Source organism: Desulfoluna sp. HI9BLuna, from assembly GCF_056829775.1.
Map to the genome: position 1 here is coordinate 5,910,445 of NZ_CP186555.1, position 19,276 is coordinate 5,929,720.

General features: G+C 56.4%; 19 protein-coding genes. 16 read left to right on the top strand and 3 right to left on the bottom strand.

The features are described 5' to 3' along the window. Nucleotides 1-115 precede the first annotated feature (115 nt). The 16 genes from ACOYW0_RS23980 to ACOYW0_RS24055 all read left to right on the top strand — a co-directional run bounded on the left by ACOYW0_RS23980 (nt 116) and on the right by ACOYW0_RS24055 (nt 14,707). Complete coding sequence (locus ACOYW0_RS23980) at nt 116-1,042, top strand: hypothetical protein (protein ID WP_482416248.1); 927 nt, start codon at nt 116-118, stop codon at nt 1,040-1,042. A 90-nt stretch (nt 1,043-1,132) separates the two neighbouring features. Further along, nucleotides 1,133-1,747: a GTP-binding protein gene (locus ACOYW0_RS23985; protein ID WP_180144903.1), complete on the top strand. Its 615-nt coding sequence runs from the start codon at nt 1,133-1,135 to the stop codon at nt 1,745-1,747. 119 nt (nt 1,748-1,866) lie between these two features. Then, nucleotides 1,867-3,030, top strand: coding sequence for a cyclic nucleotide-binding domain-containing protein (locus tag ACOYW0_RS23990; RefSeq protein ID WP_482416249.1), 1,164 nt, complete (start codon nt 1,867-1,869; stop codon nt 3,028-3,030). A gap of 149 nt (nt 3,031-3,179) precedes the next feature. After that, nucleotides 3,180-3,515 carry a PilZ domain-containing protein gene (locus ACOYW0_RS23995; protein ID WP_482416250.1) on the top strand — a complete coding sequence of 112 codons (336 nt, stop codon included), beginning with the start codon at nt 3,180-3,182 and terminating at the stop codon, nt 3,513-3,515. Between the two features lie 289 nt (nt 3,516-3,804). Then, nucleotides 3,805-4,680 (top strand): phosphoribosylaminoimidazolesuccinocarboxamide synthase, encoded by an 876-nt coding sequence (locus tag ACOYW0_RS24000; protein WP_180144912.1) that lies wholly within the window; start codon nt 3,805-3,807, stop codon nt 4,678-4,680. Nucleotides 4,681-5,099: 419 nt separating this feature from the next. Beyond that, on the top strand, nt 5,100-5,495 hold the full coding sequence (locus tag ACOYW0_RS24005; protein WP_180144915.1) for a roadblock/LC7 domain-containing protein: 396 nt from the start codon (nt 5,100-5,102) through the stop codon (nt 5,493-5,495). A 62-nt stretch (nt 5,496-5,557) separates the two neighbouring features. Continuing rightward, on the top strand, nt 5,558-6,178 hold the full coding sequence (locus ACOYW0_RS24010; protein ID WP_180144918.1) for a GTP-binding protein: 621 nt from the start codon (nt 5,558-5,560) through the stop codon (nt 6,176-6,178). A gap of 2 nt (nt 6,179-6,180) precedes the next feature. Continuing rightward, complete coding sequence (locus ACOYW0_RS24015; RefSeq protein ID WP_482416251.1) at nt 6,181-6,729, top strand: hypothetical protein; 549 nt, start codon at nt 6,181-6,183, stop codon at nt 6,727-6,729. Between the two features lie 392 nt (nt 6,730-7,121). After that, the gene (locus ACOYW0_RS24020; RefSeq protein ID WP_482418861.1) at nt 7,122-7,208 is read left to right on the top strand and encodes a hypothetical protein; all 87 of its coding nucleotides are present in this window, start codon (nt 7,122-7,124) and stop codon (nt 7,206-7,208) included. Nucleotides 7,209-7,291: 83 nt separating this feature from the next. Continuing rightward, on the top strand, nt 7,292-8,521 hold the full coding sequence (locus tag ACOYW0_RS24025) for a HAMP domain-containing protein (protein ID WP_482416252.1): 1,230 nt from the start codon (nt 7,292-7,294) through the stop codon (nt 8,519-8,521). Between the two features lie 163 nt (nt 8,522-8,684). Continuing rightward, nucleotides 8,685-9,689, top strand: coding sequence for a hypothetical protein (locus ACOYW0_RS24030; RefSeq protein ID WP_482416253.1), 1,005 nt, complete (start codon nt 8,685-8,687; stop codon nt 9,687-9,689). An 86-nt stretch (nt 9,690-9,775) separates the two neighbouring features. Next, complete coding sequence (locus tag ACOYW0_RS24035; protein WP_482416254.1) at nt 9,776-10,813, top strand: response regulator; 1,038 nt, start codon at nt 9,776-9,778, stop codon at nt 10,811-10,813. Nucleotides 10,814-10,847: 34 nt separating this feature from the next. Next, nucleotides 10,848-11,228, top strand: coding sequence for a hypothetical protein (locus ACOYW0_RS24040; protein WP_180144937.1), 381 nt, complete (start codon nt 10,848-10,850; stop codon nt 11,226-11,228). 39 nt (nt 11,229-11,267) lie between these two features. Then, nucleotides 11,268-13,649 (top strand): GspE/PulE family protein, encoded by a 2,382-nt coding sequence (locus ACOYW0_RS24045; RefSeq protein WP_482416255.1) that lies wholly within the window; start codon nt 11,268-11,270, stop codon nt 13,647-13,649. Nucleotides 13,650-13,745: 96 nt separating this feature from the next. Beyond that, the gene (locus ACOYW0_RS24050; RefSeq protein WP_482416256.1) at nt 13,746-14,213 is read left to right on the top strand and encodes a PilZ domain-containing protein; all 468 of its coding nucleotides are present in this window, start codon (nt 13,746-13,748) and stop codon (nt 14,211-14,213) included. 26 nt (nt 14,214-14,239) lie between these two features. After that, nucleotides 14,240-14,707 (top strand): PilZ domain-containing protein, encoded by a 468-nt coding sequence (locus ACOYW0_RS24055; RefSeq protein WP_482416257.1) that lies wholly within the window; start codon nt 14,240-14,242, stop codon nt 14,705-14,707. 95 nt (nt 14,708-14,802) lie between these two features. On the opposite strand, the gene ACOYW0_RS24060 is transcribed toward ACOYW0_RS24055, so the two are convergent. The 3 genes from ACOYW0_RS24060 to ACOYW0_RS24070 form a co-directional block, all read right to left on the bottom strand. After that, the gene (locus ACOYW0_RS24060; protein ID WP_482416258.1) at nt 14,803-16,143 is read right to left on the bottom strand and encodes a pyridoxal phosphate-dependent aminotransferase; all 1,341 of its coding nucleotides are present in this window, start codon (nt 16,141-16,143) and stop codon (nt 14,803-14,805) included. Nucleotides 16,144-16,240: 97 nt separating this feature from the next. After that, complete coding sequence (gene fusA / locus ACOYW0_RS24065) at nt 16,241-18,298, bottom strand: elongation factor G (protein WP_482416259.1); 2,058 nt, start codon at nt 18,296-18,298, stop codon at nt 16,241-16,243. 215 nt (nt 18,299-18,513) lie between these two features. Further along, on the bottom strand, nt 18,514-19,236 hold the full coding sequence (locus tag ACOYW0_RS24070) for a TlyA family RNA methyltransferase (RefSeq protein ID WP_482416260.1): 723 nt from the start codon (nt 19,234-19,236) through the stop codon (nt 18,514-18,516). Between the last annotated feature and the right edge of the window lie 40 nt (nt 19,237-19,276).

Consider the following 19,276-nt stretch of genomic DNA (forward strand, 5'->3'; position numbering starts at 1 on the left):
AGCCGGGAAAAGGGCACCCTCAGGGGAAAATGCAACCCCTGTGCAACTCACGTATTCACATGCGACCTGTATCATGGTTGGCGGTACAGCATTATTATCCTTCAGGGGTCGTTGAATGAATATCAAAGAGAGAGTCAAATCACTGCTCAAAGAGGCCGAGCTATACAAGTCTCAGCGCCTTTTGAGAGAAGCCCGTAAAAAATACACCCTTGTCATCGACATTCTTCAACAACAGACCCGCATCCAGAATCGTGACGTCCTCATCGCAGCCGTGGAGAAAAAACGGGAAGATCTGGACCACGCCATTGCCAAGTGGGACCAGTCCCGGGTCAACCCCGAAGTTTCAAGTAAAGTTCAGGACTTGATCAAGCGGCTCTTCACCACGACCGAAGAGGGGGTGAGCGACGATGAAAAAGAGATCAACGAAGCCATCACCCTTGCCAAATTCGGTCAGCATCGAAAAGCCCTGGAAGAGTTCCGGCGGTTGGTGCGCCGCCCCGGCATCAGCCTTTCGGCTGCGAAAAACGCAGTAAAGTGCCATCTTGAGCTTTCCGAGGCCGCTGAGGCCGTGGATATGGTGAAGCGCTGGTGGTCACAGGGCTTTTTTACTCCGGAGCAGTATACCTCCCTGACGCAGTTCATGCAGGCTGCCTTTGAGAAAAACGGCATCGCATGGGATGACGCCGCCATGGCCACCGATGGCGGGGCGGTTTCCCTGGAGGAGGACTTTACAGCTCCGGTGGACGACGATATCATCGACATCACATCCATCGGCATCAATTTTCAAGGGGGGCCCATGGAGGGGCAGCACGTGGAACTGGATGTCAGTTTTCAGTCCGGGAGCCTGCTGAGCCTCATCGTGGCGAGCAGCGAAAAGGCGCTTCTGGAGTATCTGGGAAAAGGCAAGCCCATCCACGACGTCGACTTTTTTTCCCCCATTGCGATTTTTAAGGGTGCTGCGGTGGTGGAATCCAACACCGAGATCCTCTCCGGTCCGAAAAAGGGGGATTTCAGCCTGGATATCCGTATCAACAGTATGTAACGCCCACTGCATGGCGGGTGATGCAGACAATCCGTTTTCAACAGGTACAACAAAATGGGCCACGCCCATTTGCCACAATGCGGGAACCATATGGCCATATTTAACATCCAGAAGCGTGAAATTGAGTGCAAGATTGTCTACTACGGCCCCGGCAGGTGTGGGAAGACGACCAACCTCGAGTACATATTCAAAGCCTTTAAAAAACAGGTGACCGGTGAAATGGTCTCCGTGGATACCGAAGGGGACAGCACGCTTTTTTTTGATTTTCTTCCCATGGGGCTTGGCAAAATCAACGGATGCGACGTGCGTGTCCAGATTTTTACCGTCCCCGGGCAGCAGAAGTACAGCTCCACCCGTAAGCTGGTGCTCAAGGGGCTGGACGGGGTTGTTTTTGTCGCCGACTCCCTGGCGGTTCGCCGGGAGAAGAACATGCTCTCCCTGAAAGACCTTCAGCAAAACCTGAAAGAGTACGGTCAGAGTATCACGCGGATTCCCCTGGTACTCCAGTACAACAAAAGGGACCTTGCCGATGAGGGCGTGCCCATCATGTCCGTAGAGCAGATGGAAAGGGACCTCAACCGCCAGCTCAAGGTGAAGAGTTTCGAAGCCAGTGCCACCCGGGGAACCGGTGTGGGCAAGACCCTTCAGGAGTGTCTGAAGCAGACCCTGATATCTCTTCACAAGGAGTTGCAGTGGGCCAAGTAAGGGCCGGGGCGTCGCCCCTTGGCCTTTGGTATGCGACATTGCAGTAATGGTTGATGGAGACCGCGCCCATGGTGCGGTTTCTTTGTCCGTAAACCGAATGAAAGACGATACGGGGCACGATGAGCACACAACCTGTACTGACAGGCGATTTGAGTTTTTTTGACCTTGCGGATCTTCTGCAGCTCCTCAGTGCCGACGGCAAGAGCGGCGTGGTGAAGCTTTCCAGCCGATATGTGGATACACCCGGCGTGATCTACGTCCTCGACGGCAACCCCATTAACGCTTTCTGCGACGGCAGGGAGGGGGAGGAGGCCCTGTACGCCCTGTTTGGCTGGGGCGAGGGCGGCTTTGAGGTGTCGCAGGAGGAGTTTCCCCAAGACCGGGTCATCCAGAAATCCTCCATGGCCATTATTCTGGACGCCCTGAAGATGGTGGACGAGGGCGAGATCGAAAAGGTGGGGCCCGTTCAGTACACCGGGGACAAAATGCGGGATGAATCCGGTCGCATTCACCTGCCCGTGGCTCGCGGTCCCGCGTTCTCCGATTACATGTACCTTGCCGATGAAGAGGCTTTTCGGGCCGGAGACCGTATCATTGAACAGGGTCGCCACGGCAACTGGATCTGGGTGGTCCTGGAGGGCGTGGTCAAGATCGTGAAGAACACCTCCATGGGTTCTGTGGTGGTCTCCCGTGTGGGGAGCGGCGCCTTTGTGGGGAACCTCTCCTCCCTGACGCGTCCCGACCACCCCCGCTCGGCCACGGCAGTGGCTGAAGGGGATGTCCTTTTGGGGGTCATCGATACCCGGCAGCTCACCTCGGCCCTTGCCGGGCTCTCCGAAGAGTTTCTCTATGTGGTCAGGGGGATTGAACACCGCCTTGCCATGATTTCGGACCGGGCCGTTGCATTGAAGTACGGCGGGAAGCCCATGTCCGGGCTGCCCCGTGAGATCAAGCCCGTGGTCCGCCAGGGTGACCACGTCACCAAGATGTTCTCCATCGAAGCAGGCCAGGCCTATCTTGTCCAGGAGAACGGGGGAGAAAAGGTGTTTCTGGGAGCCATGGGCCCGGGGGGCTTCATCGGTCGCCTGCCCATGTTCAAGCATGCCCATGAACCGGACATGGCCTCGGTGTATGCCTCACCGGATTTGAAACTCAGCATTCTGGACACGGATGCGCTGATGGCTGAGTATGACAAAGCGCCGAACCTTATCAAGAATATCATCGAGTACACCTCGGTCTGTGTGTCTCTGATCACGGACCTGGCCTCTCGAAATATTTTGTAAGTTACGATGCCGCAGCGGACCTTTGAAAACCTGTCGATGGTTTAGGGTCCCTGGTGCATCCATGCGATATGGTGTTGACGCAGGGGAAGGGGTGCCGGCCTTTTCCTGCAGACGAAGAGTGTCCGGCATCAACCGTCAGGACTGCCCCCATGGAAAAAAGAAAACACACACGCTACAACTCGACCAACCTCCTTTCCTACGCCTGTGTCAATGCGGAGAACACCGTGGTCCAGCAGGGCATGGGAAAAACCCTTGACGTCAGCGAAGGGGGGATCCTTCTGGAGACCCATGTCCCCATTGATCCCAGCCACAAAGTTCACCTGGACATCGGGTTCAGGGATGATGTGGTGGCGATTGTCGGAGACGTGGCCTACACCCGCACGGGGAAGACCGGGCGGGCAGAATCCGGAATCCGTTTCGGGGAGCACAGCGACAAGGACCGTGAGATCCTCCTGAAGTTTATCGAGGGGTTCCAGAAGGGGTAAATGTCGGCGGGAAACCCCGTGGTACGACCCGTTTTACCGTGTTTACGACACGGCCCGGGTCGGGTTTTTCGGGATGCATCCGCCGGTGCAGGGGGAGGGGGGCTGTCGCCTCGGCTTTCAGTGTCTCTTTGTCTGGATCTGTGCGCATCCTGAGAGGGAACACCGACCTGAAACCTTTGGATTTACCTGTTATTGAATAAGTGCTATACAGTGAAGCAACATAAATACCGGCCTGCACTGGGCATGATGTTTTTTTAAACCGAGTTTATCTTCTTTATGGAGTAATGGTATGTACACCAGCAATCTTGAAGGCGTTCAACTGGTTCAGAAGGGGAAAGTACGGGATATCTATGATCTTGGAGATTCCCTCTTGATGGTGGCAACGGACAGGCTCTCGGCCTTTGACGTGGTGCTGCCCGATCCCATCCCCGAAAAAGGGCGGGTTCTGACCCAGATTTCACTGTACTGGTATGAGCAGATGCGCTCTCTCATCGACAACCACCTGATCACAGCGGATGTGGACGCGTATCCTGAGATCCTGAAACCCCACGCGGAAGCCCTCAGGGGCCGCAGCATGATCGTCAGGAAAGCCAAGCCCCTGATGGTGGAGTGTGTGGTCAGGGGATACATTTCCGGGTCCGGCTGGAAGTCCTACAAGAAAGACGGCACCGTGTGCGGTATTCCCCTGCCCGAAGGCCTGAAGGAATCGGATCGCCTGGCCGAGCCCCTGTTTACCCCGTCCACCAAGGCGGATGTGGGGGACCACGACATCAACATCTCTTTTGAAGAGGCCGCCGAGATCATTGGAGCGGACATGGCGGAAAAGGTGCGGGACATCAGCCTTGCCATCTACAACAAAGGGGTTGAAGTCGCCGCAGAAAAGGGCATCATCATCGCCGATACCAAGTTTGAGTTCGGGATTTGCGACGGGGAGTTGATCCTCATCGATGAGGTCCTGACTCCGGACTCTTCCCGATTCTGGCCCAAGGCCACTTACAAGCCTGGCGGTGCCCAGGAGAGCTTTGACAAGCAGTTTGTCCGGGATTACCTGGAGACCCTGACCTGGGACAAAACCCCTCCGGGACCCTCCATCCCCGGGGAGGTGCTTGAGCGCACGTCCAAAAAATACCTGGAAGCCCTCGAACTCTTCACGGGAAAGGCTTAAGGGACATCGTACCCATGAGGGACATACGACCCATGACGCCTTTCCTTGCCCGTGCCGGGGGTTCCTCCCGCACCGGGTGCGGTATGTCCTTACAGATGCCGGAGTGCCTTGTTATTGAGGTGGATCGGTTCCTTGCAGGGCCTCTGCCGGAAAACCTCCCGAACACACATATGCCGTAGAAAACAAACAGCGGATCAACCCTTGATCCGCTGTTTGTCATTTGTTTTAAATTGATTAATCAATTTAAATGAGCTATAGGGTTATAGGATCTGCCTGTTATTACTTAGGATCAATGTTTTCTGGTCTGTTCGAGTAACCGGTTGATATCGACAGAAGAAACCTCTGCCTGTAGACATTCCAGACGCACTGCCGCCAGGCATGAAACCCATCAACAGATACGGAGCGAAGGACCCGCCAATATGGATTTCCCCTTTGATTTCAGTAAAAAACAGCTTGAATCCATTGAAGATGTTCTGAATGAAGAGCTCATTGAACTCGGTGTTCAGAGCGTTGTGCTTATCGACCTGGCAGGCAACGTGATTGTCAACTTGGACAACGGTCGGTGCCAACACGACGTGTATTCGCTTGCGGCCCTTGCTGCCGCGAATTTCGGTGCGGTCAGTGCCATGGCCAACATCATCGGAGAGGAAGAGTTTTCTCTGTTGTTCCACAAGGGAGAAAGCGACAGCATTCATTTCAGCAAAATTGGAACCGATTTGCTTCTCCTGACCATTTTCGGAAAAGATGTGTCCCTGGGATTTCTTCGCTTGAAAGTCAACGAGGCAAACGACAGGATCCGGGACCTCCTGGTTTAGAGGCGTCGGACCGCCGGCATGTTAGAGAATCCGGGCAATCATGTATCAGAGAGGTTAATGGTTTGGCACTGATAAATCCAAAAAAACGTGAAGTCCAAGTTAAGATTGTCTATTATGGTCCGGGCAGGGGGGGCAAGACCACAAATCTGGAGTACATCAACGAAAAGTTCCGAAGCAGGATCAAGAGTGAAATGGTGACGGTGAAGACCTACAACGACCGCACCCTTTTTTTTGACTTCCTGCCCTTTGACATCGGGATGATCAAAGGGTACACCATTAAGGTACAATTCTACACCGTACCGGGGCAGGTAAAGTACAATGCCACCCGAAAGCTGGTGCTGCGCGGTGTGGACGGGATCGTGTTTGTTGCTGATTCCATGACGCTGAGGCAGGAGATGAACATCCGTTCCCTGGAAAACCTGGCGGAAAACCTTGTCTCCTTCAATAAGAACATTGAAACCATCCCACTGGTCATGCAGTACAATAAGCGGGATCTGGAATCCGAGGGAATCCCGGTCCTGCCCGTGGAGGTGATGGAAAAAGACCTCAACACAAGCCTCAAAGCACCCTACTACACAGCCAGTGCCGTGAACGGCGATAACGTGGCGGTGACCATGAAGCGGATCATCTCCATGACGGTGATGTCCATTCGCGAAAAGCTTGAGCTCGGAGGGAGTGTTTAACAATGACGATAAACGGTTCATCCATGAACGAAGAGCTGGACAGCCGCCTGGACGAGCTGTTCGACGACGGTCCGGCCCGGAAGCCGGAGACGTCCGGGGATCCCTTGGAAACCCTCAAGGCCGTGATTCTTGAGATGGAGTGGGAGATCGGGGACAAAAACCTCGATGCCTACCTGCAGGAGTTGAAACGCCTCGGTGGCAGCTGTTGCGACGACAAGGCCCTGACCATTTATATCAAACTCCTCGACACCATCGGTCGCTACCTGAAAGCCAAAAAAGCCGCCGCCCATCCCGAAACCGTCTCGTTTTTGAAATCCCTTTTCGACAGCTTTGAAGCGGCCGTGGGCTCCGACATGTCCGAAGAGCAGAAAAACCGCTCGGCGGCGTACCATGTGCGTGAGTTCAAGCGGTTCAAGGGGCTCATTGCCCAGCACGGGGCGGCGAAGCCATCTGCCTCCGGCAGGGCAGGGGGCGGGCTTTCCGATGAGGTGAAGGCCTTTATTCGTCAGGCGGTTCGAGAAGAGATCGCTCGGTTGGTGAAACGGAAATAGGAGCAAGTGCAGGTTGCCATGGTTTTAAAAGGAAACATCGCGTCGTCCGTATACCGGCGAGCCGTCAGAGAGGACCTGGGGGAGGTGTCGCTGGACAGCCGCATGCTCACCCTGCTGATGCAGCTCAACGGTGAAAAAAATACCGCTGAGCTTGCCGGAGAACTCGGGCTGACCCTGTCCGATATCCGGGATGTCCTGATTCGCCTGGACCATCTCGGCCTCATTGAGGAGGTGGTCTCTTCGGTGCCGACCCTGTCGGGTGATTTTTACCCTTTTCTTACGGATCAGCTCTCCAAGGCCATGGGGCCCATGGCGGAAATCCTCCTTGAGGATCTTCTTCAGGAGATGGCCCTTGATCGTGAGAGTATCCCCCGACACGTGCGGCTGAGCTGGTGGACGCCCTGGCCCGGGAAATCCCCCGGGACGAAAAGAGAGCGGAGTTCCAGCAGGTCCTGTTGTCGAGGCTAAAGAATTTCTGACGGACCCACTGCAGGCCAGAGCACCTCAATTCCAACGGTGACAATCCCCAACGAGATTTCAACAGTCAAGGAGCAAGCAGGGTATGGTCGTGATATGTGAAGAGTGCGGGAAGATTTACCATCTGGACCCCGGAAAACTGATGAACCACATCAAGACTCCGGATGGCATCAAGATCAAATGCAAAGTGTGTGAACACATCATTACCATCCGTCCTCCCGGGGAAGAAGAGGTCGCTGTCGGAGAAGGCTCCGGGCCTATCCAGTCGGTGCCCGTCAGCGAAAATTCCCCTGAGCCGGACGCGGCTCCTGCATCTCCGGCCACTCCCCCCCTGAAGGTTGTCTCCAAGAATTCTGCCCCTGAAGAGAAAACGGCGGACGGTCCCCGCGTGGCCCGAAAGAAAAAGACCTCGTACAAGGGGTTCGGCCTGCGGACCAAGATGTTTTTTCTATTTTTCGGGATTCCCATTTTGCTGTTCATCGGCAGCAGCGCCTTTACCCAGTACCAGATGCTCACCCTCGCCAACAACATCACCGGAGAGAGCACCGGCGTGGTGCGCCAGATGGCCGAGGAGATCATCGTCAATAAAGCCAAGAGCGTGGCCTCCCAGTGTTCTATCTTCCTTCGGAACAACCCGGACCTGAACAAAGACGACTTTTACTACGACTTTGACATGCGGGATATTGCGGTTCAGGATGTCGGCACCGAAGGGTTTACAGCCTTGATCGAGATCCCCGCCCCGGATCAAGATGAAGAGACGGGCTACCGTATCTGGTGCCATCGCAACGAGTCCTACCTGGGTAAGCCTCTCCTGGGCAAAATGAAGGAAGAGCTTGGCCTGGGCTATCAGAGCTTTGAAGAGGTGTTCAAGGCCATGAAGGGGGGGCGGGGCATCAAGGGGTACTACCGAACGGTCAGTGCGGACAACACGGAAAAAGAGAAGTTCATGGCCGTGGAGCCCATTGAGCAGACCCCCTACCTGATTTTGAGTACCACCTTCATCGAAGACTTTACCGGGCCTATTCAGCTCATTGAAAAGAGTGCCACCGGCCTCACCGAAGCCACGCAGAAGATGACCATCGGGTTCATCGCTGTGGTGATCCTTTTCATCGGCCTGTCCATCATGATCTACGGCTACCGGCTTACCTCCAACATCCAGATGCTGACGGATGCGGCGGACCGGATCAGCGTCGGGGAGCTTGATGTGGTCATCGATATCAAATCCCGTGATGAGATCGGCAGTCTGGCCGAGGCAGTAACGCGCATGCAGGACAGTTTGCGATTTTCCATTGAACGGCTCCGCAAAAAGCGGTAGCGTTTCCATACGGGTGTTATCAGCGGGAGCAGAGACCAGGCGGAGAACGGCTGTTTTTCCACATCACCTGAGATGCTCCCGTTTGTGTTGATGCGGGGCGGCGTCCCGTGATTGCAGCCGTCAGGGACGGCAAGACTGTTTGTCCAACCAGTGAGATTGATCTATGATAGTCATTCCCAGAGAGACCCCTGTGGTCAGCAACCTGCACACCGGTTATATACGCATCAGGCGGTTTGTCGATCACTTTCGAAATGCCTTGCCCTCGGGCTGTGTCATCATGCGGGCACCCGCATCGGAAGGTGTCGTTTTTTTTGACCAGGGGGCATTGATCAATGCCCATACCTGCATCGACGGCCGGGACAGGGATCGTCAGCCAGCCCTTGACGAGCTGTTGCGCATGGCCGATGAGGCCCGGCACACCCTCTCGGTCTTCGAGATTCCGGATGAGAGCATCGGATACTGGGCCAACCTCAACGAAGCGGCGCTGATCCACAAAAACCTGACCTCCTCCACCGTGGACCTGGAGGCGCTCATGAAGAAAATTACCCAGGACCGGTTCACCGGTTTGATCGAGGTGCTGAACCCTTCGGGGAAGGCGGACCAGGTGCATGTCATCATGGGAGAGATCGCCGGAGCGGTTCTGGGTAAGAGCGGCGGCATTCTCCGGGACCCGAACCAGGAGCTCGGGCGCATCATGGCCAACGCCAAAAACAGCCGGACCCGTATTGCCATCAAGCGGGTTCAGATGGAGATCCATCGGCTCAGCGACGACTGCTTGAAGGACAGGGCGCCTCTCTCCGGCGAGGGCAAAGGGGGACAGGGGCAGAATGCCGTGGAGATGCTGGAGGTGCTTCTGGGGGTTTTCGAGCAGACCTATACCGGGGTCAAGGAGCAGGCCGATCCGTTTGATACGGTGCTGAAGCGGAAATTCCTCGAAAAAGTATCCCGGTATGAGTTCCTGGATCCGTTTACCGAGGAGTTCAGTTACCAGGGCGGTTCCATTACCTACACAGGGACCGACAAGGTCCAGCGGGTCGTGGCGGCGGTGACCGAGTGTCTTCGGGAGCTGGCCCTGGAGCGTGGGCTCGGCATGGAGCTTCAACAGAACCTGAAAACCTGGCGCCAACAGTATCAACGGGAGATCGATGCGTTTAAAGCGGTTGTCTGACGCCTTGCCCCATTGAAAGCCCGACGCCGGTATCTTTTTTATCCCTTCCCCCATGGGGGGCAGGGGAAACACAGGATGGTCACACCATGGTCAGACAGATTCTCGTCGTGGACGACAACCAGCCTTTTCTCAACCTCATCCACAAGCTGTTTTCCAAGCTGAAGGATCGGTATGCGGTCCTTACGTGCACCGACGGCGCTGAGGCTGTAGAGCTCTTGAAGCGACGCCCCATTGCCCTTGTGGTGACGGATCTCCAGATGCCCAATGTCGATGGGTACGGGCTTCTGGAAAAAATCCGGCGGTTTTTTCCCGATGTCCCCGCCATTGTCGTCACCAGTTTCGATAAGCCCAAAACCCGTGAAGCGGTTATGCGCTACGGGGCACGGGCCTATTTTACGAAGCCGCTGGTGGTTGAGGATCTGGTTCGGACCATTGACCAGATCTTCAAGGAGCAGGCCGGGGGCGGCACCCTGAAAAATGCCTCCCTGGAGATGTTCCTGCAGCTTATCGAGATGGAAGCCAAGACCTGCACCATCCGGGTGGTCAACGAGATGACCGGCACCCAGGGCGTTCTCTTTTTCCGTGACGGGGATATCCTCAATGCACGCTACGGCCCCATGACAGGCAACAAGGCCGCCTATCGCGTCCTGGGATGGGAACGGGTGACCCTGCTCATCGAAAATTCCTGTGTTCTCACCCGGAAAGGGATCCAGGGTGAGCTCCAGGCGATTTTGTTGGACGCCATGCGGCTGAAGGATGAGATGGGAAGCGGCTCGCCGGGCCAGGTTGCTGACCAGGGGAGGGATGCATCCACCGGTGATCCTGTGGATGGGGACCGGGGCGGCTCCCCGGATGAACTGGAGCGCCTTAGGGAGCTGGTCGTCAAGGCAAGCGGCAACTCCGATGCAGTGGAGTCGGCAGCCTGGGCTCCGGAGTTGACGGATAAGATGGCCGCCCTGCAGATGTTCGGAAACATTCTGGGGGCCGGGCCACTCAAGGCGGTGTTGAGCAATCGGGAAACCGATCAGCGTATGGTGGTGATGGGTGCCGGGGTCCCGGCCCGGCTGGTGGTGGGAGCAAAGGTCCAGAAAGAATCGTTAATTGACGCTGTACTGGACGTGTGAATCAGATTATAATCTTTTATGTATTCAGGTGGATATGGCAAACCATTTTGATGATTTGTTCAGCATCGACGGGGTCCAGGGGGTTTTTTACATCAGCGATGCCGGAAAGCCCCTGGTTGCCGAACTTTCCGAGTCCCATGGTGGCAGCGAGCACGAGTGTCGCGAGGCCAGGGCTTTTCTTGCTGAGAAAATGCGCTGGCGCGATATGGCTCCCCTGGTGGACGGCGCCACGGAAGGAGAGATCCTGTTCGATGCCCTGCGAGTCTACTACCGTCGAACCGTCGACGGAATCCTTTATATCCTCATGGCCCCCGGGTGCGTGGCCGCCATGGTTCGCATGACGTGCGATCTTATTTCAACCGATATGGATAAAAGTCGCAAGACACGAGGTTTCGGTCGTTTCTTTAAAATGTAGTGCACCTGAAGGTGTGCGGCAAATTTGCGAGGATACGCTTTGGAAAAACAGCTGAAGTCTAAAATCGATACCGCCAAAGCCTACAAAAAACACGGTCTCTACGGTGAGTCCATTGCCGTTTATACGGCAATTCTGGATGCATACGACGGTGACCTCGACGAAGAGGTCAACGACTTCATCGGGATGGAGCTTGGCGAATTGAAGACAAAGGCGGCCGAGCTCGATGACGACGATGAGGTCATCGAACTCAGCAGCCAGGAGCTCAGCGCCATCAAAAACTCCTGGTCCGAAGACAGCGCCGATGAGATCCTGGAGAGCGCCCACGCCTTTAAAGAGCTCGGCCTGCAGCGGGAAGCCCTGGCCGAGCTGTTGAAACTTCTCAACACCAAGTATCCGGTGGCCAAGCTGGTGCCTCAGCTTGCCGACGTCCTGATGCAGCTTCATGCCGTATCCAAAATTCGCAAAAAGGTCCTTGAACTCATAGAGACGAACAACGTGACCCAGGAAGCGGCGGCCGATATTCTCTTCCGGTTCGGGCTGGAGATGGAAAAGCTCGAAAAGAGCGACGAGGCCATGGGCTTCTACGAAGATGTCCGCGGGCTGGATGCGGGCTACACCGGGCTCGATGCCCAGGTCGAGGGGATCAAGGGAGCGCGGAGTTACGAATCCCGCTACGGCTACCTCCTGGAGACGGATCAGGTCAACACCGCTCAGTTGCAGAACGCCCTCAACCTTGCGAGAAAAACCGGGAAAAGCTGCGAATCCATTCTCATTGAAGACATGTATGTGGACAAAGAGGAGCTCGGCAAATCCCTCTCCTATTATTACGAGTGTCCCTTTGTGGAATTCGGCACCGATATTCCCATCCCCGTGGAACTCCTGGGGAAGCTGAAGAAGAGCTTTCTCATCCAGAACAGCTGGGTGCCCCTGTCATGGGACATGACCGACGGGGTGGTGGAAGTTCTGATTGATGACCCGAAAAACCTCGAAAAGACGGACCACATCTACAGCCTTCTCAGTGCCAAGCACATCCGATACTCCGTGGGTGTACGGGAAGAGATCATCGAAGTGATCAAGTTCTTCTACGATTCCGACCGCCATACCGAAGAGGGGCCCGGAGAGGAAGACGGCGACTTCGACATGATGCTCGACGTGGAGTTCGAGGAAGAGGTGGACGAGATGCCGGACGATCAGGAGGCGGATCCGTCCCTCTCCGAGTCGTCGAGCCAGATCGTGAAGATGGTGGACCAGGTGATCATCACCGCCTACCGGAAAGGGGCCTCCGATATCCATGTGGAGCCGTCCCCCCACTCCAAGAAGGTGCATATCCGTTACCGCATTGACGGCGTGTGCCAGGATGTGCTCAAGGTGCCCATCTCCAACGCCATGGGGATTCTTTCCCGCCTGAAGATCATGAGTCATCTGGACATTGCCGAACGGCGGCTTCCCCAGGACGGGAAGATCAAGTTCAAGAGAAAAGGGGTGAAGCCCTTTGAGCTGCGTTTGGCCACCCTGCCCACGGCAGGCGGGTTTGAGGATGCGGTGCTCCGTATCCTGGCAGACTCCGGGGCCATGAAAATCGACCAGATGGGGCTCAGCGACCGCAACCTGGAGATCCTGAAAAAAATCGTCGCCCAGCCTTACGGATTGATTCTCTGCGTGGGGCCCACCGGGTCGGGAAAGACCACCACCCTCCATGCGGCCATGGCAAACATCAACAAGCCCGGAATCAAGATCTGGACCGCTGAGGATCCCGTGGAAATCACCCAGCCCGGCCTGCGGCAGGTGGAGTGCAAGGCAAAGATCGGCCTGGATTTTGCCCGGGTGATGCGGGCCTTTCTCCGGGCCGATCCGGACGTGATCATGATCGGCGAGATGCGGGATCACGAAACCGCCTCCATCGGCATCGAAGCCTCCCTCACCGGCCACCTGGTTCTCTCCACCCTTCACACCAACAGTGCCCCGGAGACGGTAACCCGGCTTCTGGACATGGGGCTCAACCCCCTGAACTTCTCCGATGCGTTCCAGGGGGTCCTGGCCCAGCGGCTGGTCCGAAGGCTGTGCACCAACTGCAGGGACGAGTACACCCCGGACCGGGACGAGTTCGACCGTATCGTGGAACTCTACGGTAAGGAGGCCTTTGAGCAAACCGGGATCCGGTATTCCTCGGACATGCGCCTTTTCAAGCCCGTGGGATGCTCTGTCTGCTCCGGCTCCGGTTACAAGGGCCGGGTTGCCATCCATGAACTGATGTACGGCTCTCCTGAGGTCAAGCAGATGATCAAGCGGGCCGCCCACACCGACGAGTTGTTCCGTGTGGCCGCAGAGCAGGGGATGACGACCTTGATTCAGGACGGCCTCGTCAAGGCGCTGGACGGCGTCACCGATGTTGCGGAGATTCGCAGGGTGTGCGTCAGTTAACGGCGCTGTGCCGGGACCCAGAGAAGGTCAGTGAAGCTGGGGTAATGCGTGTCAGGGTGCCTCGGGACTTCGACCCTCCAAATAAAAGGCAAGGCAATGGCAGAAAAAATATTTCTCGGAACCAGCACCACGGCAACCTTTGTGTGCCCTGTGTGTGAGCGATCCCGGACCACGGATATCTCCAAGCTCCTGACCGCCAAGGCGCAACTCAGGATCAAGTGCACCTGCAAATGCGGTCATGTTTTTTCCGTGGTGATCGAGCGGCGAAAGTACTACCGCAAATCCCTCGAATTGTCCGGGGTGGCCTTCGGTTCCCATGACGGCCGCAAATTCATCATGACCGTCAAGGACCTGTCCCGGTCCGGGTGCCGGATCCGGGTCAACACGGCTTTTCCCTTTGCCATTGAAGATATTATCCACGTGGAGTTCAACCTCGACGATAAAGATCGGTCATTCATCAGCAAAACGGCAGTGGTCCGAAGCATCAACGGCCCGTTCCTGGGCCTTGAATTCACCGAAATAGAAAAATACGACAAAATCGGCCAGTATCTGATGTTTTCATGATTTCCGGCCGGTGAGGACGGGAAACCATGCTTGCTACGATTCTTGTGAAAGACGATTTCCAGGCGTTTATCACCTGCCCATCGTGTCTCCGGGTGAAGGAACAGGATGTCTCCACCTTCATGGGGGTCCAGAGTCATGTAAAGATCCGGTGTCGGTGCACCTGCGGCCACAGCTTTCATGTGCAGCTCGAACGGCGGCAGTTTGTGCGCAAGGATGTAGAACTGCCGGTGGTCTGCAAGGTCCAGGAGCGGGGATACAACCTGTCGGGAACGGTGACGGACATCTCCCAGTCGGGTCTGCGGGTTCGGTTGGTGACCTCGGTGCCCCTTGAGGTGGGGATGCGGGTGGATCTGGCGTTTCACCTGGACGACAGGGAGCACTCCCTCATTGAAAAGTACGGCACCATTCGCAGCATCAGCGACCTGGAGGTGGGCATGGCCTTTGACTCCACCCAGCACTACGGCAAGCTGGGACTTTACATCGAGTTTCATTAAAATCCCGAAAGCCCTTAAACCAACAAAGCCCCTCGAAGACGGAAAATCGTTTCCGTCCGAGGGGCTTTTGTTGTTAAAGCCGGTAGCCTGTTCTTTTACACGGCCAGTCGGCACGCCTCATCACCGGCGGAGCCTCGGTTGGACTCCAGGTAGGCGCGGATGCTGTCGGCCACGGTCTGGAAGGTCCACCGGCGCTTGTCGTCGTCGGTTTCAAGGAGGGTGATGCGGAAGCCTTTGCGGGAACAGCAGAACCCGGTGAGGGGAACCACGCAGATGCCGGTGGCGGCAAGCAGGTAGTAGACGAAGCGCTTGTCCACTTCCACGTTTTCGATCTTCTCTTCGATATAGCTTCGGACGCGTTCGTCGCCGATGGCAAGGGTCTGGTCGCTGTTCAGCACGCCGTCATCAAAGAGGACGGACATGTAAAAGGCCCCTTTGGGCTTGATGACCGAGATACCTTCCACATCCTTGAGCATGTCGTAGGCTTCGTCGGCCCGGCGGTGGAACATGTCCCGGCGCATTTCAAGGTGTCCCCGGTAGTTGGGGTGGCCCATGACCAGGGGGATGGAGTGCTGGGGCAGGCTTGTGGAGCACACCTCCAGCATCTTGGCGTTGACGATGCTCTGGATGTACTGGCGGAACATGGGGTAGCTGTTCTGGTTGTACACCTCGATCCATCCGCAGCGGCCGCCGGGCCAGGGGTACTCTTTGGAGATGCCGCGCAGCGCCATGCCCGGGACTTCGCCGATGACTTCGCTCAAGTGAACCGTGGAGGCGTCGTCGTAGACGATGTGGGAATAGATTTCGTCGCAGATGATGAAGATGCGGTGTCGCCGTGCAATGTCCACCATCTTTTCCAGGACCTCTCGGGGGTAGACCGCGCCCGTGGGGTTGTCCGGGTTGATGATGAGGATGCCTGCGATGGCGTCGTTGTATTTGACCTTGTTTTCCAGGTCCTCCAAGTCCGGCAGCCAGCCGTTCTCCGGGTCCAGCTCGTAGGTGAGGTGGTTGTAGCCCGAGTGGGCCGCCTCGGCAGAGGAGTGGGTGGAGTAGGCGGGGGAGGGGCCGATGACCCGGGCTTCGCGCTTGAGGAACCCGAAAATCTTGGCCACGGCGTCGCCAAGTCCGTTGAAGAAGACAATGTCATCTTTGGTGATCTGTGTGCCTCCGCGGCTGTTGACGCATTCGGCAAGGAACTGCTGGGTGTTGGAAACGCCCCGAGTGGCCACATAGCCGTAGGTGTCGTCTTGTCCCACGAGATCGGTGATGATCTCTTTGATCCAGTCAGGAATGGACTCTCCCTTTGCCACAGGGTCTCCGATGTTTTCCCAGGTGATGTCGACGCCCAGGGCTGCCAGTTCGTTGGCCACGGCTACGATTTCTCGGATTTCGTAGGTGAGCTGCCCGGATCCGACATGTACAATATTTCGTCTCATTTTTTTAAAGTCTCTTCCTCTCTCAAAAACAAAACAGCAGAGGATACGGGTGAACCGCATCCTCTGCCGTTTCTTATTCAGAAACATTCAAGCGGAGCTAATTTTCCTGCTCCGCCGCAATCTTTTCAAGTACTTTTTTGGCGATATCCCCGGGAACCTCGTCGTAGTGCGAAAATTCCCGGGTGAAGGTGCCCCGTCCACCGGTCATGGAGTTGAGGTCCGGGGCGTAGGTGAGGATCTCGGCCATGGGCACATGGGCGTTGATCACCTGGTATTTGCCTTCGCTGTCCATGCCGAGGACGCGTCCTCTTCTGGAGTTGAGGTCCCCCATAACGTCGCCGGTAAAATCATCGGGAACGATGACGGCCACGTTCATGACAGGCTCCAGAAGAACCCCGCCGGACTCTTCGCATGCCTTGCGAAAGGCAAGGGATCCGGCCATCTTGAAGGCCATCTCCGAGGAGTCCACGGCATGGAAGGAGCCGTAATCCAGGGTCACCTTGAAGTCCACACAGGGAAAACCGGCGAGGACCCCTTTGGAGGACGCCTCTGCAATCCCTTTTTCCACGGCGGGGATGTAAGTCTTGGGGATGACCCCGCCGACGATGGCGTCTACGAATTCAAAGCCGTCGCCTCTCTGCTGGGGCTCCAGGACGATCCAGCAGTCCCCGTACTGACCGTGCCCGCCGGTCTGTTTCTTGTGCTTGCCCTGGACACGGACTTTTTTGCGGACGGTCTCTCGGTAGGGGACCTTGGGGGGCTTGATCACCACTTCGAGGTTGAACTTCCGCTTGAGCTTTTCAATGGTGGCCTCCACGTGGACCATACCCATACCGTTCAAAAGGATCTCTTTTGTTTCGGCAATACGGTCGAGGCCCAGGGAGGGATCTTCCTCCTGGAGCCTGGAGAGGGAGGAGAAGACCTTGTCTTCGTCTCCCTGGTTGGCGGCCTCCACAGCAAAGGAGATTACCGGGGCGATGGGGTCCGTGGGCTTGAGGATCACCTTGCGGCTTTCATCGCACAAGGTGGCTCCTGTGAACGTCTCTTTGAGCTTGGCCACGGCCACGATGGCACCGGCTTCGGCATGGTCGATGGGCTTCTGGTCTTTTCCGGCAAGGTAGAGAAGCTGGGAAAAACGCTCCTTGCTGTCCTTGTCGGTGTTGTAGACGGTGCCGTCCTTGCCCAGGGAGCCGGAAACGATCTTGATCAGGGAGAGGCGGCCCGCGTAGGGGTCCACAATGGTCTTGAAGACATACCCTGAAAAGGGGGCGCTTGGGTCAAAGGCCACGCCCTCTCCGTCCGTGGTGGGGAAGGGGGCTCGCTCCAGGGGGCTGGGCAGGCCGTCCACGATGAAGTCGGCCAGGAGGGTCACGCCCATGTTGGCCGTGGCCGCCCCGCAGAGAACCGGCATGAACTGACGGTTTTTGGTGCCGGTTTTGAGGGCGGCCACCAGCTCTGCGTCTTTTATTTCGTCGCCTTCCAGATAGCGCTCAAGGAGCTCGTCATCTGCTTCGGCGATGTTTTCAATGAGTTCGGCTCGTTCGGATTCCACATCGTCGGCCATGTCCGCAGGGATGTCCATGGGCTCGGCCTTGCCGTCTTTGAGGCTGTAGGCCTTGTTGGCGATGAGGTCCACGACACCGGTGAAGGCGTCTTTTTCCCCGATGGGGAGTTGAATCAGAATAGGCTTGGGATCAAGGGCGTCCACCGCGCTGGTGAAGGCCTGCCTGAAGTCGGCACGCTCGTGATCGAGTTTGTTGATGAAACAGACGGTCGGGATGGCGTTTTCACCTGCAAATTGTGCGGATTGTTCGGTGCGGATATCGGAGCCCGTGCAGGCGTCGATGACGATGACGGCAGCGTCGGCTGCGGGCATGCAGGTTTTGGCGTCGGAGAAGAAGTTTTTGTCACCCGGGGTATCGATGAGGCTGATGATGTGTTTTTTCCACTCATATTGAAAAAAGGCGCTGCTGAGGGACGCGGTGCGGCGCTGCTCTTCTTCCGAGTAGTCCATCACGGTGTTGCCCTCTTCCACACGGCCAAGTCGGCTGGTTGCGCCCGCGTTGAAAATCAATGCCTCGGCAAGGGATGTCTTGCCTGCACCTCCATGGGCTGCCAGAGCGACGTTACGCAGTTTATCAGAAGATAACTTCATTAAACAACCTCCTCAATATGTGAATGATTCAAGCCTATGTCTATGTGACTGTCTCTTCTCCTGAATTACATGTTTTGCTTCTCGACCCCGCATCCCCGCCTCTTTCGTGCGGTTCGTGCCGGGTCGAGTGCTTCTGCCAACGCCCTGTGAGAAATCCCCTTGGGGCGTTGTGTATAAACATACCGTTACGAACTTAGGTATATATATCAATCCCGTCAGTATTTCAAAGAGATAATGAACTCGCGATTGCCCTTGGGGCCGAGGATGGGGGAGGGGATGACAGCCTCTTTTTCAAGGCCGAGTTCCTGGAAGAAATCGCTAAGATTGTCGATGACTTCCGCGTGCTGTGCCGGGTCCTTGACGACCCCGCCTTTTCCCACTTTCCCTTTTCCTACCTCAAACTGAGGTTTGATGAGCGCGAGAATTCGTCCCTCTTTTTTGAGAAAACCAAGGGCCGCCGGTACCACCAGCTTCAGTGAGATGAAGGAGGTGTCGATGGTGACCAGGTCCACCTTCTCGGGGACCTGCTCTTCCGTCAGGTAGCGGATATTGGTGCGTTCCAGCACCACGACCCTTTCATCGTTGCGCAGGGACCAGGCCAGCTGGCCGTAGCCCACGTCCACGGCATAGACTTTGTCTGCCCCGTGTCGGAGCAGGCAATCGGTAAAGCCTCCCGTGGAAGCGCCGATGTCCAGACATACATCATGGGCAATGTCGATTTCAAGGGTTTTCAGGGCTTCTTCCAGTTTCAGGGCCCCTCGGCTGACATACGGAATCTCGTCCTCTTTGACGTGTATCTCGGCGCTTGTCAAAACCTTGGTCCCGGCCTTGGTGACAGGTACCCGGTTTACCAGTATTTTTCCGGCCAGAATCAGCGCCTGGGCTTTGTGGCGGCTCTCCACCAGCCCCTTGTCCACGAGGAGCTGGTCAATTCTCATTTTCACTTCCTGACTCAAATGTTTTCCTTGTCCTTTCTCG